Below are 13,821 nucleotides of genomic sequence, written 5' to 3'. Positions count from 1 at the left end.
TTCTTCTTACACAATAGCCTTGGTTCCTAAAAAGTATTTAGCTAGACAGTGTGCCTCCCCGTTCAGCTCGAAAAATTTTGTAGGGGGATAAATTTGTGAAGATAGGATCTTCCCAAATACAGGAAGTACAAAAATGGCAGATAGGGTGATACGAAAAATCACCTTTTTTTCGGTATTTTTCTGTTTTTTCGCAAAAATGTCTCAAAATACAAAGCAAAATTTTAGTGTAGATAACCAAATCTTTATACAAAAATATAAAAATCAAGGTAATAAACTCAAAATTACACTATTTTCTAGCGTACCCAAAAAATGGGGAATACCAGTACACCATTTTACGCTAGGGTTCGTAGAAGCAGGTAGTCCCTCCCACCCAAGTAAAATCTTTGTTGAAACGCACTCCAATCATTTCACCTCTACTCAACCGACTTAAACTCGTCAACAACTCAGGACGAGATGCATTGTCTTTCCATACGTAGAGCATTCTGATTTCGCATTTTACAAGCCCATCTGGCGCTTGAATGACTGGCTCATAATTTACTTTTCTTTGCAAAATCCAATTTTCTGGATCACAGATTTCTTTTAAATCTTGTAATTCTACGTGGATTTTTACGCCACTTCCCGCAAATGAAAAAAGCGGTTTGAGTACATAGTTTTCTAAATCTGCGGGAAACTCATCACCATATTCGCTCAAAAAACGGGTTTCTGGCACGTAAGGGCTCTTTAGATAGGGAAGCGTATATTTACTGATACGAAAAAACCAGTTGGGATGCCCTACCCATGTTACATCTAGGTCGTCGGTAAGATTAAAATCGGTCTGAAGGTCAGGAAAATTGGTCAAGTCATCAAAAATCAAACGATTATAAATACGCTTGATTTCAAGCTCACGACCGTCTTTTTCATAATATAGTTTACGATCCTTTTTCTTTATTTTGGTATAACACACCGCTTTTACCCCCAAAAAAGCCTCAGTAACTGTAAAATCTATACGTGTTTTTTGCTGCTCAGGATATATTTCTAGCAAAATCACATTTTCAGGATTTTCGTCTGCCACAATCACCTCTTTCAGCTTGGCGATATATTCGGCTTGGGTAGTAACGCCACTGAAATAATTACTAAACTCGGCCGGAATGGGAAAATACTCACGAAACTTTTCTGTCACATAGCTCTGAAATCCAAAAATCGAAGGAAATCCTTGCAACTCAATAAGTTGTGGTATTAGTTCTCCATCAGTATCCTTACATATGGCAAAATCGATTGCCAAAAACGAAGCATGGTCGTTTTCGTGGGGTACATTTTGCCCCAAAGGAATGGAATGTTGAGTTTTGACCTTAAAATGTGGTCCAACGATTACATCGACAAATGACTCACAAGCTTCAATAAGTTTGTTTTTAAGAGCCGCTGGCACAAACACCGGTGTTTCGGCTACGCGAAAATCCAGTTGTTCAGGCCAATTAACCTTGATAGCTTCTACAAATTCATGGTATTTTTCTTCGCTAAAAGCTGCGTTGTAGTTTTGCCGATATGTCGAAATCATAGGTTATTAGAACTTTTGTGTTGACGAAAAAGGAGTTTTTCAATTAATGTCCCAAATACGTAAAAAATATGCTATGATACTACTGCCACTGCACTCATCAATTGCTCGGCAGCACGTCCAAGAAAAGTGGGAATAATCGCCGCCTCTGTACGCATAATTTTTTCAGGGTCCTGCAAAGAATCAACCATGCTGTTGTATTTGGCCTCTCCGTAGTTTTTGATGATACCTTCCCGCTTTTCATCTTTTTGAAAGTGCCGCAGCATCCCTTCCGCATCCGCTTCAGGATGAAACTGTGTTCCAAAAATCTCCCGCGAAAACCGCACCGCCATTACGGCACGTTCTAAGTCTATATGTAAGCGTTCTTTTTCAATACAAAGTACTTTAGCCCCCAAACGTTCCAATTGTTTTGGGTCGGTTTTGATGACTTGAAAATCCCTTGAATCTACTGCATAAAAAGGGTCTGGAAGTTCTTTAAAAATAGGCTCTTGAAGTCCAAAGTGGGTTTTGTGCATCGGAAAAATCCCAAAGGATGTTTTACGTCGTTTACAAACCAGTCCTATTTCCCAATGAATACAGGCCATTTGGAAGGAATGACAAATCAACATTAAGTGTTTTTTTTGCGGACGATGAGGCTGTCGATTATACTGCCAAATCTGATCAAGAAGCATAAAAAATGGTTTCTCCCAAGGCTCCCCTGAAGGTACTGGATTGCCTGGCCCGCCCGAAGAGATAAAAATATCATAACTTAAATCAGGAACCTCATTTTTTTGTCTGACATCAAAAACATCATAAGTTCCTACTATTCCTTCTTGCGCCAAAAACTGACCCACCAAGGCTTTGATACAACGCATGCCTTCGTTGGCATAGCCGTCGTACATATCCAAAATCGCAATCTTAATCCGCTCCATGAGCTTTGGGGTTAATTGGGACTAAACAAAATAAGAAAAATCGTACTTTCACCTGATTTTTAAGCGCTATTTCTAGACCTTTAAATGGTGGAAGTACGATTTGAATCGATAACAAATTCGCCACAAAGTTACGAAAATATTATCGTTTTGTCCAGTATGCTTACTGATTGTCAGTTACTAAACTTGAACCCAACGCTGCTCGCGGCTACTTTGTACAATTTTGTCGCACAATTTTAGCTCGCGCAATCCATCCGCAAAAGTGGGATAATTGGGCTTTTCGGGTTTGCCGTTGCGAATAGCAGCGTACACTTCTTTAAACAATTGCTTTGAAGTATCGGGGAAGCCCTCATTGTGACCACCTGGGAAGGTAATCAACGCACGCGCGTCTTCATGTACCAATGCTGGGTCGCGGATGAGTGACTGATTAAATCCGTCGCGACGGCCAATCCACATTTCGTTGGGGGCTTCAGAACACCAATTGAAAGTTTGGTTTGAGCCACTGATTTCGAGCGTAGCGCGGTTTTTACGCCCTGCCGATACCTGACTTACAGTAGCTACTCCTTTGTTACCGTTTTCGAAACGGTACAAAATAGAGGCATAATCTTCGGTAGTAATAGGTACTTCTTCATAGTCAGAAGCTTGGAGAAGCTTGCCCGAATAGGTAGCGATTGCTTTTTTAGGCTTCATACGGGTTTTGTGAACCGTATTGAAATCGGCCATTACTTCCGTGATGTGCAAGCCCGTGATGTACTCAATCAAGTCAAACAAGTGAGAGCCAATGTCGGCCACGGCACGCGAATCACCCGATTGCGACGGCTCCAAGCGCCAGTTGTAGTCAGTAGGTAAGAAAAGCCAATCTTGCAAATAGCTTCCTTGGACTGAATATACTTCGCCTAGTTCACCTTTTTCACGCATGGTTTTCATTTGACGAATCAAAGGATAATAGCGCAAATTGAAGTGTACCGCATTGACCAACCCTAGCTTATCAGCTAGCTCAACAAGCTCTTCGGCCTCGGCGGTGTTGGTAGCCAAAGGTTTTTCGCACACTACGTGCTTGCCCGCCAACAATGCTTTTTTAGACTGTTCGTAGTGTAGGAAGTTGGGCGTACAGATATGAACGCACTCAATAGAATCGTCGCGTAGCAAGTCATCAAACGAATCATAGGCGTTGGTGCCGAGCGTTTGGGCTCTTGCTTGGGCGATTTCGGCCGAAAAATCAGCAATTCCGGCCACTTCTACATCTGGTAATCGGCGGAGTGCCTCGATGTGTGCGGGGCCAATAAAGCCTAGCCCTACCACAGCTACTTGAGTTTTTGACATAGTAGTTTAGTTTTGGAACGTGGGTTTTGAATAATGAGATTGGTTAGTGACCTACTAAAATTTTTGGGTTACAATATTGCTTTTGGTATAACCTATCCGATGCGCAATCACGTAGAGCGAATCGCTCGAAGTGACACTTATAGGCTGAGTATATACCTTCCAACTAGGCTCTTTCCAGTGTTTTTTATAACCAATAGAAGCGCCTTTGGTCGCGCAAGATAAAGCAATTTTAGAAGATTTGAGAAGTATCTGTGGCGTTTGAGTCAATGGAGGTTCGTCTTTGCCTCCCCACCATCGCTTCACCATGTCCATTTCAGGTTCTTGGGCCGTATCTCCTACTTTCTGAATCCAGTCATTATATATTTTACGGAGTTTTGTCAGTTGTGGCTGATAAGCAGGATTTTCGGCTAAGTTGTTAAACTCAAAAGGGTCTTTGTCACAATCATACAATTCTTCCACTGCCTTGGTAGGTCTAAACCACTGCATCTGAGTCGCATTAAGCTTTCCTTCTTCTTTGAGTTTAAGAATCGACTGCATCGAAGGCTGCTGAAGTCGATAGCCTATATTCTGATAATGAGGCTTTTGTGGCATATAATTCCTTACATATCGGTAGCGGTCGTCTCTTACCGTACGAACTCGCTCGTATTCCGAATCCATGCGGTCGCGAGCGGCAAATACAAATTGTCGAGGGCTTTTTGCTTTTTGTCTTCCCAAAAACGCCTGCCCTTGCATATACTTTGGCACAGGAATATTTGCCAACGACAACATAGTAGGTGCTAAATCCACAAAACTAATCATCTGATTGTCAACCACATTTTTGTTATTATCAAAAGGATTTTTGATAATAAAAGGGACTCGTAAACCTCTATCAAGCACTTCACGTTTGACAAACGGCAGCCCGTCGCCGTGGTCTGAAAAGAAGAAAACAATCGTATTTTGTTCCAAACCGTCTTCTTTCAACTGTTCAAGAATGTTGCCCGCTTGTTGGTCCATCACCATTACATTAGACAAATGTCGCGCTATATCCAAACGTACTTCTGGGGTATCAGGATAATAGGGCGGAATCTCGACTTCTTCGGGTTTTACTAAAAGTGGTTCTTTGGCTCTTACCCACACTTGTGACTCGTGCGTGATAGTAAAATTAAATATGGCAAAAAAAGGTTGGTTTTTGTCGGGACGATTTCGCCAATGGGCTTTGTTGTTGCTCTCATCCCAAGCAGTAGGAGGCGCTACAAACTGATAATCTTCCTTGGAATTGTTGGTACAATAATAACCCCTCCCCCGTAAGTACTCCGAAAAGCATTTGACTTCTTCTGGGATTACTGCCGAGTAGCCTTTAAAACCAGAAGGATAAGCATCTTTAGCCGCCGCCGAAGCTGCCAAAGTGCGCATATTTTGAGTACCAATCGACTGCTGATACATGCCCGTAATGATAGCCGAACGGCTCGGAGCACACACCCCCGCTGTAGTAAACGCACGGGTATATCGAGTGCCATTAGCGGCTAGTTCGTCTAAATGAGGAGTTTTGGCTAGCTTACTTCCATAGCATCCCAAATGAAAGCTCATGTCTTCGCACGTAATCCAGAGGATATTTGGGTGTGTTGGAGGCTCATGGATAAATTTATTTTTCACATTGAAACCAGTAGCAACCAAAAAAATGGATACCAAACAAGCAAAAAGATATTTCATATAGAAGAACCGATTAAAGAGAATGTTACCTTTTAAGTTGCTTTTATGTGATTTTTACTGATGTTTTTCTTTGCTATCTCTTCTTCTGTTTTAGCGATATGATTTCGAAACAACTCCCATCATCGAGCTGATTATCAAACCCTTCATTCTTTTAAGCACTTATCATTTAATAACTTTTAACAAACTTTCAGCATTTCCAAACGCGTAATGATTTACTTTTGCAAATAAAGCGCTGGTAAAATTGTCTTTGAAAAAATTAAAAGTTCTTGAAAAAGCCGCGAAATGGCTACTTTGGCTTCTTGTGTTAGGAGTCCATTTTGGGTCTTTCGCCCAAACATTAACTCCTCGTAAGATTACGAACCCCGTTCGTTTGGACTCTATCAAACGAGCGACTCCCACTATTCCTTCGGTACTTCCTATACCTTCTGACAGTACCAAATCTGATACACTAGAAGCAGAAAGCGACCTCAAAAATACCGTACAATATAGCGCCCAAGACTCTACTGTGATGGACCCGGGCGAGCAGGAAGTACACCTCTATGGCACAGCCAAAGTGACTTATGGAGCTATCATTTTGGAGGCTGATTATATCCGTCTGAATTGGAAAACCAATGAAGTATTTGCCCGGGGAAATTATGATTCGACTTCTCGAAAGTGGATTGGACAGCCTATATTTCAGGACAATGGAGAAAAATACGATACCAAAGAAATTCGCTATAATTTTAAAAGTAAAAAAGGGTTTATCAAGGGGGTAGTTACGCAGCAAGGCGACGGCAACATACGGGGTACGACCGTCAAAAAAGACGAAGAAAACAACATGTATATTCGCGGCTCGATTTATACTACCTGTAACCTTGCCCAGCCTCACTTCCACATTGCTGCAAAAAAAATCAAAGTCATTCCCGAAAAACAAGTCATCTCGGGGCCATTCCATTTGGTAGTTTCAGATGTACCTCTTCCATTTGTAGGGTTGCCTTTTGGTTTTTTCCCCGTTCCTAAGAAAAAAGAAATAGGCACCTCTGGTATTTTGATGCCTACTTATGGCGAAGAACCCAACGGACGCGGATATTATTTGAGAGATGGCGGGTATTATTTTGCCATTAGTGAAAAAATCAATTTGAGTCTCACTGGTCAGATTTACTCACGCGGGAGTTGGGGGATTGGAGTAGCGATGCCCTATGCCGTAAAATATCGCTATAGTGGAAATTTCAACTTACGCTTCAATCGCAATGTTCAGGGCAATGAAATCAAAATCTTGAATCAACCACGTAATGATTTTAGTCTCAACTGGACTCACTCGCCCGTACCACGCGGTACTTCAAGTTTTGGTGCTTCGGTCAACCTAGGTAGCAATAGTTTCAATCAGTTTAATGAGTTTAATACGCAGAAATATATCCAAAACGTAGCGAGTTCGTCGGTTCAATATACCAAGCAATTTGGGCAGTTTGCCCGTATGGGAACTAGCGTACGCGTGAATCAACGTTTTCCTGACCGCTCTAAAGTCGATTCTACTGGTAAGCAAACAGACCCTGGTTCGATAGATGCGGGAATTGATTTCAACTTTGGAATTAACCAACTTGCCCCCTTTGCCCTCAAAGGCGGTACGGGTGCTTGGTATGAGAGTTTTCGATTGGGTCTGGATTTTAGTGGGGGTATTACTGCCAACAATACCATTGTGTATGCCGATACTTCTAGTTCTCGTTTAGGGTTTACCCTAGCCAATGCTCCTACCGTAGTTACTCCCGAATCGGGGGCTCCTACTACCTATGCTCTTAATGCCCAAAACCTTCCTGAATTTATTAAAAACTCACAATTCACTGGTCGCTTTTCACTTCCTATTTCTTTACCCAACATCAAGCTTTTCAAATACATCAATATTACCCCAGGTATTTCACTTTCGGGTGAAACGTTTACCAAAAAATTCAATTATGAATATGTAGGTAATAACCAAGTTCGGGTAGATACCCTGAATGGTTTTTATTTTGCCAATAATGTCTCGTTTAGTGCAAGTATGAACACTCGCATCTATGGGATGTTTCGGGTAGGAGGTAAACGTCTGGAGGCAATTCGTCATACCCTCATTCCTTCAGCAAGCTTTAGCTATGTGCCCGACCAATCTAACCTACTCCAACGTCTTACCGTAAACGAACGCGGCGATGTAAGGTATCTTAATAGGTACCGAACTATTGGAGGAAATCTTACCACTTCTGGTACTTCAGCCGCAGGCATTACGTGGAGTCTCAACAACCTCTTTGAAGCCAAAGTACGCCCTAAATCCGACTCAAGTGGTAAGCAATTTGAAAAAATAAACATCCTCGACAACTTTAGCTTTAATGGCTCTTATAATCTGATGGCAGACTCTTTAAAAATGTCGGATATTAGTTTCAATACCAATGCTCGCATTTTTAAAGATTTGAACTTCAACCTTTCTGCCAACTTTGATCCCTATGCTTACGTAAAAGATGAACTTTATGGTACTACAGGGCGTAAAATCAATCGTTGGTCTTTCACACAAAATCAAGGTTTGGCACGCCTGAGCAATGTCAACGTAGCTCTCTCCAAAAGGTTTGCCCCTAAAGGAGCCGATAAACCTAAAAAAGCAAATACGCCCAATACCGAAGAGCAACAACGAATGATCAATGCCAATCCTGATGCTTATATCGATTTCAATATCCCGTGGACATTGAGCATGAGTTATAGTTTCAACTATTCGCGCCAAGGGCTATCAGCAGGAACTACAATCCAAACTCTGCGTATGAATGGTGATTTTAGTCTTACGCCCAAATGGAAATTTGTATTTGATACAGGTTTGGATATTGTAGCCAAAGCGCCTTCTATTACTAATATCGGTATCACGCGCGATCTACACTGCTGGGAAATGTCATTTAACTGGACACCGTATGCAGGTTCAGGATTTAGGTCAAATAATTATAGTTTTGAAATCCGTGCCAAATCGGCCCTTTTGCGCGATTTGAAGCTTTCGCGCCGCCGTACTTTCTACGACCAAGGAGGTTTTAGATAGACAACAACCATTGGGCAAGGTTTACTTCTCGCACAAATCGTGCAAGTCCCGTACATTCAGGATTTGAAAACACTTGAATTGCCTTTTCAAAATAAGGGGTTAAGGTCTGACTTTGTGCTTCGTCAAAAAATGAAGGCAATCCCTTTTGAGCTTTTATGAGCAATTCCACCACTTCCGTTCTTACTGCGTTTAATTGATTCTCTACTGACTCATTCATTGTCACTTTACTGGTACGTAGTCTCACTTTGTCGGGCAAAAAATCTTCCATGGCATGTCTGAGTGGCCCTCTTCGATAGCCCCGGTCAAACTTGAGACGATTAGGAATAGCTAAACATAATTCTATCAGCCGTTTGTCATAAAACGGATGTACTACTTCATAGCCATACCAAGCCCCAATTTGCTCAAATTCTTCAATGCTTTGAAGCATTGCTTCATGCAAAATATCCCCCACTAATTGATTTTCAACCTCAGAAAAACCATACGATGTGTTGATTTCTTTTGGGCCAGAATTTGGCGAAAAACTATTTTTCTTCTTTAAGATACGCGCATTAACATCTAATGGAACAAATTTCAAAGTAAAACTCCAACGCAATATTTCCAAGATTGCTAGTCCGTAATGCTTCTTATACCATTTTTTCTTGATATGCTGTTTGAAATAAATCTTTACAAGGAATCGATACTTTTGAAGAAAAGACCACTCATTCCACTCCTTGATTTGTGACCCAAAATCTGCTACCAAGGCATACTCTCGCATGAGCTCTACAAACTCTTTTTTTTGATGAGTTTCCAACAAAGAAAGAGGATAGTCATGTCCGTATCCTACTACGCTATCACCATCATGTCCTGTAAGTAAAAGCGTGCATTGACAGGCAGCCAAGGCTTCAGATGATGTAACGATATAACTTGGTAGTACTAAGAAGTAATTGGGATGTCCTAGTATATTAGACAAATTCCGACTTGCTTCGTTCCAATCTATGGTAGGAAGGATATTTTGATGATGATAATCGTGATTTGCTAACATTTCATCCACAAATTCTTTTTCATCCGCATTCCCTCCGATATCGAAGTACTGCGTCAAGAGCGGTTGACCAAACACCAAATTTACCACTGTACAAATAGAAGAAGAGTCTAACCCTCCACTCAAATGCGCGGCTAATAGCCCGTAACTGTCTATACGGCATCTTACAGCCTCAAAAAAAGTAGCTCTAAAGACATCAAAATATTCTTGATCACCCCTCAAATTTTCAAAACGTTTCAAATCCAAATCCCAGCACTGCCGTGAATCACATTTTTCAGCCTCAACCCTCAACACATGCGCAGGCTGTACTGCACTAATCCCTTCATAAAAAGAAGTAGGTTGATAAGGTTGACGATGCGCTTTCCACGAGACATATTCGTGTATTTTTTCGAATGAAGGCCTGATTTGAACGTTAGGCAACGTCAATAAGGCTTTAACTTCAGACGCAAACGCAAAATATTCACCCTCCAAATAATGATAATACAAAGGACGCGCAGCTACGTGGTCTCGTCCACAAATGATTTTTTGCCGAGATTTGTCCCAAATCACAAAGGCAAAATCGCCAATCAAATGAAAAAGTAAATCTTCTCCCCAAAATTCGTAAGCAGCCAAAATGAGCGCTGTATTGCTGACTGAATCACGTAATTTTTGAAGGTCTCCTTCAAAAAAGGTTTTGAGCAAAGTATCGCGATTATCAAGCCGAGCATCTGCCACTACCAGTATCCCTTCTGTCGTTTCAAGAGGTCCCGTTTGTATTTTTGATAAGTCAGATACATTAAGTTTTAGATAAGCGACTGCTGCATTTTCGGTTGTTTTTTCAAAAACTCCATCTTTCGCGCGATGCTTCATAGAAAGTACCATGCTGAGGAGATCATGCGGCTGCGGTTGTTTCTCAAAATAAATAATACCACAGATTCCAGACATGAGTCAAATGCGCAAATATGCATTAATTTATTTTTATGATTCGTTGCTGATACCTAGCTCCCGTTTGAGTTTTAATCTTCAGGATATAGACGCCCGGCCTGATGTCACCTATAGAGACTTTGTCTGAGCCTGCTCCATAACGCTTCACTATCCTGCCCGTCAAGTCGAGAAGTTCTCCATAGCTTATTTCTTCCTGCTGTGGCACCTCTATTTTCAGTTCATTCGTGGCAGGATTGGGATATACTCGAAAACTAGACTCTTCACCTTTGGCGCGTATATCTCTGATAACACTGTAGCTGTATTTGCCATCAAAATCCACTTGTTTTAATCGATAATAATTCAATCCTTGTAGGGGACTGCTATCCAAAAAAGAATAATTCTGGGCAATTGATATCGTACCTTTTCCTTCTATCGCGCCTATTTTTTCAAAGGATTTAGCATCAAGACTACGCTCAATCTCAAAACGTTGATTGCTTATTTCTTCCGAAGTTTGCCATGACAATTCTACACCTGTGCTACGTGCTTCTGCTTTGAAAAACGTCAGTTTTACAGGAAATACATCATTCCAACCCACAATAAAATCATCGATTCGAAAATTGGCCGAGCTTCCTGTGCAGGAAGTTGAGCTTGTAGATACATAATCAAACCTAAAAATCACACTTGCTTGATTGGCCGCAGTAGGAACCGAAATCGGCCCCAAAAAAGCCCATGTAGTATTGGCCGCTGATGACACATCACTGTTTAACGTGCTAAAAGTAGTCCCGCCATCTACACTAACCGAAAACGATACTGTGGGGGCGAAAGTACTTGTACGCCGCCGACCAAATCCCACTATGACATTGCTCTTGCCCGTTAGGTCAAAAGCTACCGTGGTAATCGACACTGTCGCGCTACCGCAGTTTCTCATTGATAAGTTGTTGGTACCAGAAGCACTCACCGTAGGGTTTGTAGTAGGAATAGTATACCCATTGCTATTAGACGCATTTTCTACTAGGGCATTAGACGTTGCTGTAGTGCTCCATCCTGTCGGCAATGCTGCTGCTCCATCAAAGGTCTGCAAAATCCCGCCACCTTGGGAGGCAGCTTTAAATAAGACACCTAAGAATAGCACAAAAAGGTATATTTTTTTCATATATTTTCAGGATATTAAAGTGTAAACCCATTTGTTTTGATCCAACTATAAGCCATAAAATCAGGGGGTAAAAGAATTAGTACTAGTCAACATATCAAATTGACTGCCAGTCTTTTTTGTAAGATTTGCAACTTTCCCTATTTTCAGAAGGGTTGGTTTGGAATAGATGCGACGAGGGGAAGGTATATTTTTTTTCATCATAAAAAAACCATTAAAAATCATATTTATCACTATTTATATTAGACGGACATTCACAAAAAAGTTACAATCTCTTTCATAAAAATTTCGTCAAAAAGGCTTCTTTACCACTTCTTCAAAAGGGAGTTTCTGCCAATCTGTCAGTTGTGGTGGTACTGGCAAAATAATTGACGAACTTTGTAGAAGAAAAAATGTTTCATTGTGAATTGATTTGTCATGACAACCGATAACCAACACATTCAAGAAGACACACCCATAGAAGACGAATTGGCAGCTAATGCTGCTCCTGAGATAGCCCAAGAAGGCGAAGAAAAGGTTACAGAAAAATTAGAAGCAGAAATTACAGAGTTAAAAAATAAATATTTGCGTTTGTACGCCGACTTCGAAAACTTCCGTCGCCGCACTGCCAAAGAGAAATTAGAATTAATTTCAAGTGCTAATGAAGATCTGATGAAGGCTGTTTTGCCCGTAGTGGATGATTTCGAACGTGCTATGGCCTCATTTGAAACTACTACCGACATCGCTCCTCTCAAAGAAGGCGTGGGTCTGATTTTCAATAAGTTTTCAAAAACGCTTGAAAGCAAAGGCCTCAAACCCATGACCTCTAAAGGTGAAGTATTTGATGCTGATTTGCATGAGTCAATTACCCAATTCCCAGCTCCAAGTGAAGACCTGAAAGGAAAAGTAATTGACGAAGTCGAAAAAGGATATTTTTTAAATGAAAAAGTAATCCGCTACGCTAAAGTCGTAGTAGGAAGTTAACTTTGTGATATGTTATGAATGCTTGAGAAAGTATTTATGATGATTAACCCACAAAACAATGGCACAGAAAAGAGATTATTATGAAGTCCTTGGCGTCGGCAAATCAGCATCGGACGATGAGATAAAGAAAGCTTATCGTAAGCTAGCCATCAAATATCACCCCGACAAAAACCCTGATGACCCTTCGGCTGAAGAAAAATTTAAAGAAGCAGCCGAAGCCTATGGCGTATTGAGCGATGCCGAAAAACGCAAACGTTACGACCAATTTGGCCATGCTGGCATGGGTGGTAATGGTGGTTTTGGCGGTGGTCAAGGATTTGACATCAACGATATTTTCTCTCAATTTGGCGACATATTTGGTGATTCTTCGCCTTTTGGAGATATTTTTGGCAATGGCGGTGGAGGTGGAAGGCGCGTCAGACGAGGTACCGATTTGAGAATCAAACTCAAACTTGACCTCCGCGAAGTAGCCGAAGGTGCAGAAAAGAAAATCAAAGTAAAAAGATACGTAAGCTGTAACACTTGCGGAGGAAATGGCTCTAAAAATGGAGCCTCCCTCAAAACTTGTCATACTTGTAATGGTAACGGGCAAGTACGTAAAGTAGTAAGTACCATGCTCGGCCAAATGGTCTCAACTAGCACCTGTCCTACTTGTAATGGCGAAGGTAAAATTGTATCTGAGCGCTGTGAAGTCTGCGCAGGCGAAGGACGTGTGTTGGAAGAAGATGTAATCAGCATCAAAATCCCCGGTGGCGTAGCCGACGGCATGCAGCTCTCTATGAGTGGCAAAGGCAATGTGCCCCCTCGCGGTGGTGTAGCAGGCGACTTGCTGATTGTGGTAGAAGAAGAAGAGGACGAAAACCTCAAACGCGACGGCAACAATCTAGTGTATGACCTCCATCTTAATTTTGTAGATGCGGCCCTGGGTACCAGTGTAGAAGTTCCTACCCTCGACGGTAAAGCGCGAGTGCCTATTGAAGCGGGTGTACAAGGTGGTAAAATATTAAGACTTAAAGGAAAAGGAATCAAAGAACTCAACGGCTACGGCAGAGGCGATCAATTGATACATATTAATATCTGGACACCAAAGCAACTCAATAACGACGAGCGAGCCTTGCTTGAAAAACTTCGAAACTCACCTAATTTTCAACCCAAGCCGGGTAAAAATGAGAAAGGTTTTTTTGAGAAGATGAAAGATTTCTTCCATTAATAAAAGCGGTCGATTGACCGCTTTTATTATTTTATTGGCTTCCTCCCATGACAAATTATTCCGTAGTCAAACTATTTTTCTAAAACTTAGGTTGCCCCTGTGTA

General features: G+C 41.4%; 9 protein-coding genes. 3 read left to right on the top strand and 6 right to left on the bottom strand.

The window, feature by feature from the left end:
- Positions 1-337 precede the first annotated feature (337 nt).
- From P1X15_RS18290 to P1X15_RS18275, 4 genes are all read right to left on the bottom strand, one after another.
- On the bottom strand, positions 338-1,534 hold the full coding sequence (locus tag P1X15_RS18290) for a hypothetical protein (RefSeq protein WP_277339579.1): 1,197 nt from the start codon (positions 1,532-1,534) through the stop codon (positions 338-340).
- Positions 1,535-1,605: 71 nt separating this feature from the next.
- Positions 1,606-2,442: a type 1 glutamine amidotransferase gene (locus tag P1X15_RS18285; RefSeq protein ID WP_277339578.1), complete on the bottom strand. Its 837-nt coding sequence runs from the start codon at positions 2,440-2,442 to the stop codon at positions 1,606-1,608.
- Positions 2,443-2,619: 177 nt separating this feature from the next.
- Positions 2,620-3,762: a Gfo/Idh/MocA family protein gene (locus P1X15_RS18280; protein ID WP_277339577.1), complete on the bottom strand. Its 1,143-nt coding sequence runs from the start codon at positions 3,760-3,762 to the stop codon at positions 2,620-2,622.
- Positions 3,763-3,816: 54 nt separating this feature from the next.
- Positions 3,817-5,451 (bottom strand): sulfatase-like hydrolase/transferase, encoded by a 1,635-nt coding sequence (locus P1X15_RS18275; RefSeq protein WP_277339576.1) that lies wholly within the window; start codon positions 5,449-5,451, stop codon positions 3,817-3,819.
- 247 nt (positions 5,452-5,698) lie between these two features.
- On the opposite strand from P1X15_RS18275, the gene P1X15_RS18270 reads away from it, so the two are divergent.
- Positions 5,699-8,473 (top strand): putative LPS assembly protein LptD, encoded by a 2,775-nt coding sequence (locus P1X15_RS18270; RefSeq protein WP_277339575.1) that lies wholly within the window; start codon positions 5,699-5,701, stop codon positions 8,471-8,473.
- Here the strand turns inward: P1X15_RS18270 and P1X15_RS18265 are convergent.
- Both P1X15_RS18265 and P1X15_RS18260 read right to left on the bottom strand, forming a co-directional pair.
- Positions 8,466-10,415, bottom strand: a complete 1,950-nt coding sequence (locus tag P1X15_RS18265) for an asparagine synthase-related protein (protein ID WP_277339574.1) — start codon at positions 10,413-10,415, stop codon at positions 8,466-8,468. The genes P1X15_RS18270 and P1X15_RS18265 overlap by 8 nt on opposite strands.
- Positions 10,416-10,437: 22 nt before the next feature.
- A complete protein-coding gene (locus P1X15_RS18260; RefSeq protein WP_277339573.1) occupies positions 10,438-11,547 on the bottom strand; it encodes a T9SS type A sorting domain-containing protein in 1,110 nt (369 codons plus the stop codon).
- Between the two features lie 414 nt (positions 11,548-11,961).
- On the opposite strand from P1X15_RS18260, the gene P1X15_RS18255 reads away from it, so the two are divergent.
- Both P1X15_RS18255 and dnaJ read left to right on the top strand, forming a co-directional pair.
- Positions 11,962-12,507 (top strand): nucleotide exchange factor GrpE, encoded by a 546-nt coding sequence (locus tag P1X15_RS18255; RefSeq protein ID WP_277339572.1) that lies wholly within the window; start codon positions 11,962-11,964, stop codon positions 12,505-12,507.
- 58 nt (positions 12,508-12,565) lie between these two features.
- Positions 12,566-13,717 (top strand): molecular chaperone DnaJ, encoded by a 1,152-nt coding sequence (gene dnaJ, locus P1X15_RS18250; protein ID WP_277339571.1) that lies wholly within the window; start codon positions 12,566-12,568, stop codon positions 13,715-13,717.
- Positions 13,718-13,821: the final 104 nt, after the last annotated feature.

Origin of the sequence: Runella sp. MFBS21 (assembly GCF_029433105.1) — a bacterium.
In the GTDB taxonomy this organism is placed as follows: Bacteria; Bacteroidota; Bacteroidia; order Cytophagales; family Spirosomataceae; genus Runella.
The sequence above is the reverse complement of the archived record's forward strand: the minus strand, read 5'-3'. Positions and strand labels throughout refer to the sequence as shown.

Bases quoted from the DNA above. Each gene is read 5' to 3' on its own strand.
- P1X15_RS18285 (WP_277339578.1), bottom strand. From the start codon at position 2,442: ATGGAGCGGATTAAGATTGCGATTTTGGATATGTACGACGGCTATGCC.
- dnaJ (WP_277339571.1), top strand. From the start codon at position 12,566: ATGGCACAGAAAAGAGATTATTATGAAGTCCTTGGCGTCGGCAAATCA.
- P1X15_RS18290 (WP_277339579.1), bottom strand. From the start codon at position 1,534: ATGATTTCGACATATCGGCAAAACTACAACGCAGCTTTTAGCGAAGAA.
- P1X15_RS18275 (WP_277339576.1), bottom strand. From the start codon at position 5,451: ATGAAATATCTTTTTGCTTGTTTGGTATCCATTTTTTTGGTTGCTACT.
- P1X15_RS18280 (WP_277339577.1), bottom strand. From the start codon at position 3,762: ATGTCAAAAACTCAAGTAGCTGTGGTAGGGCTAGGCTTTATTGGCCCC.
- P1X15_RS18260 (WP_277339573.1), bottom strand. From the start codon at position 11,547: ATGAAAAAAATATACCTTTTTGTGCTATTCTTAGGTGTCTTATTTAAA.
- P1X15_RS18265 (WP_277339574.1), bottom strand. From the start codon at position 10,415: ATGTCTGGAATCTGTGGTATTATTTATTTTGAGAAACAACCGCAGCCG.
- P1X15_RS18255 (WP_277339572.1), top strand. From the start codon at position 11,962: ATGACAACCGATAACCAACACATTCAAGAAGACACACCCATAGAAGAC.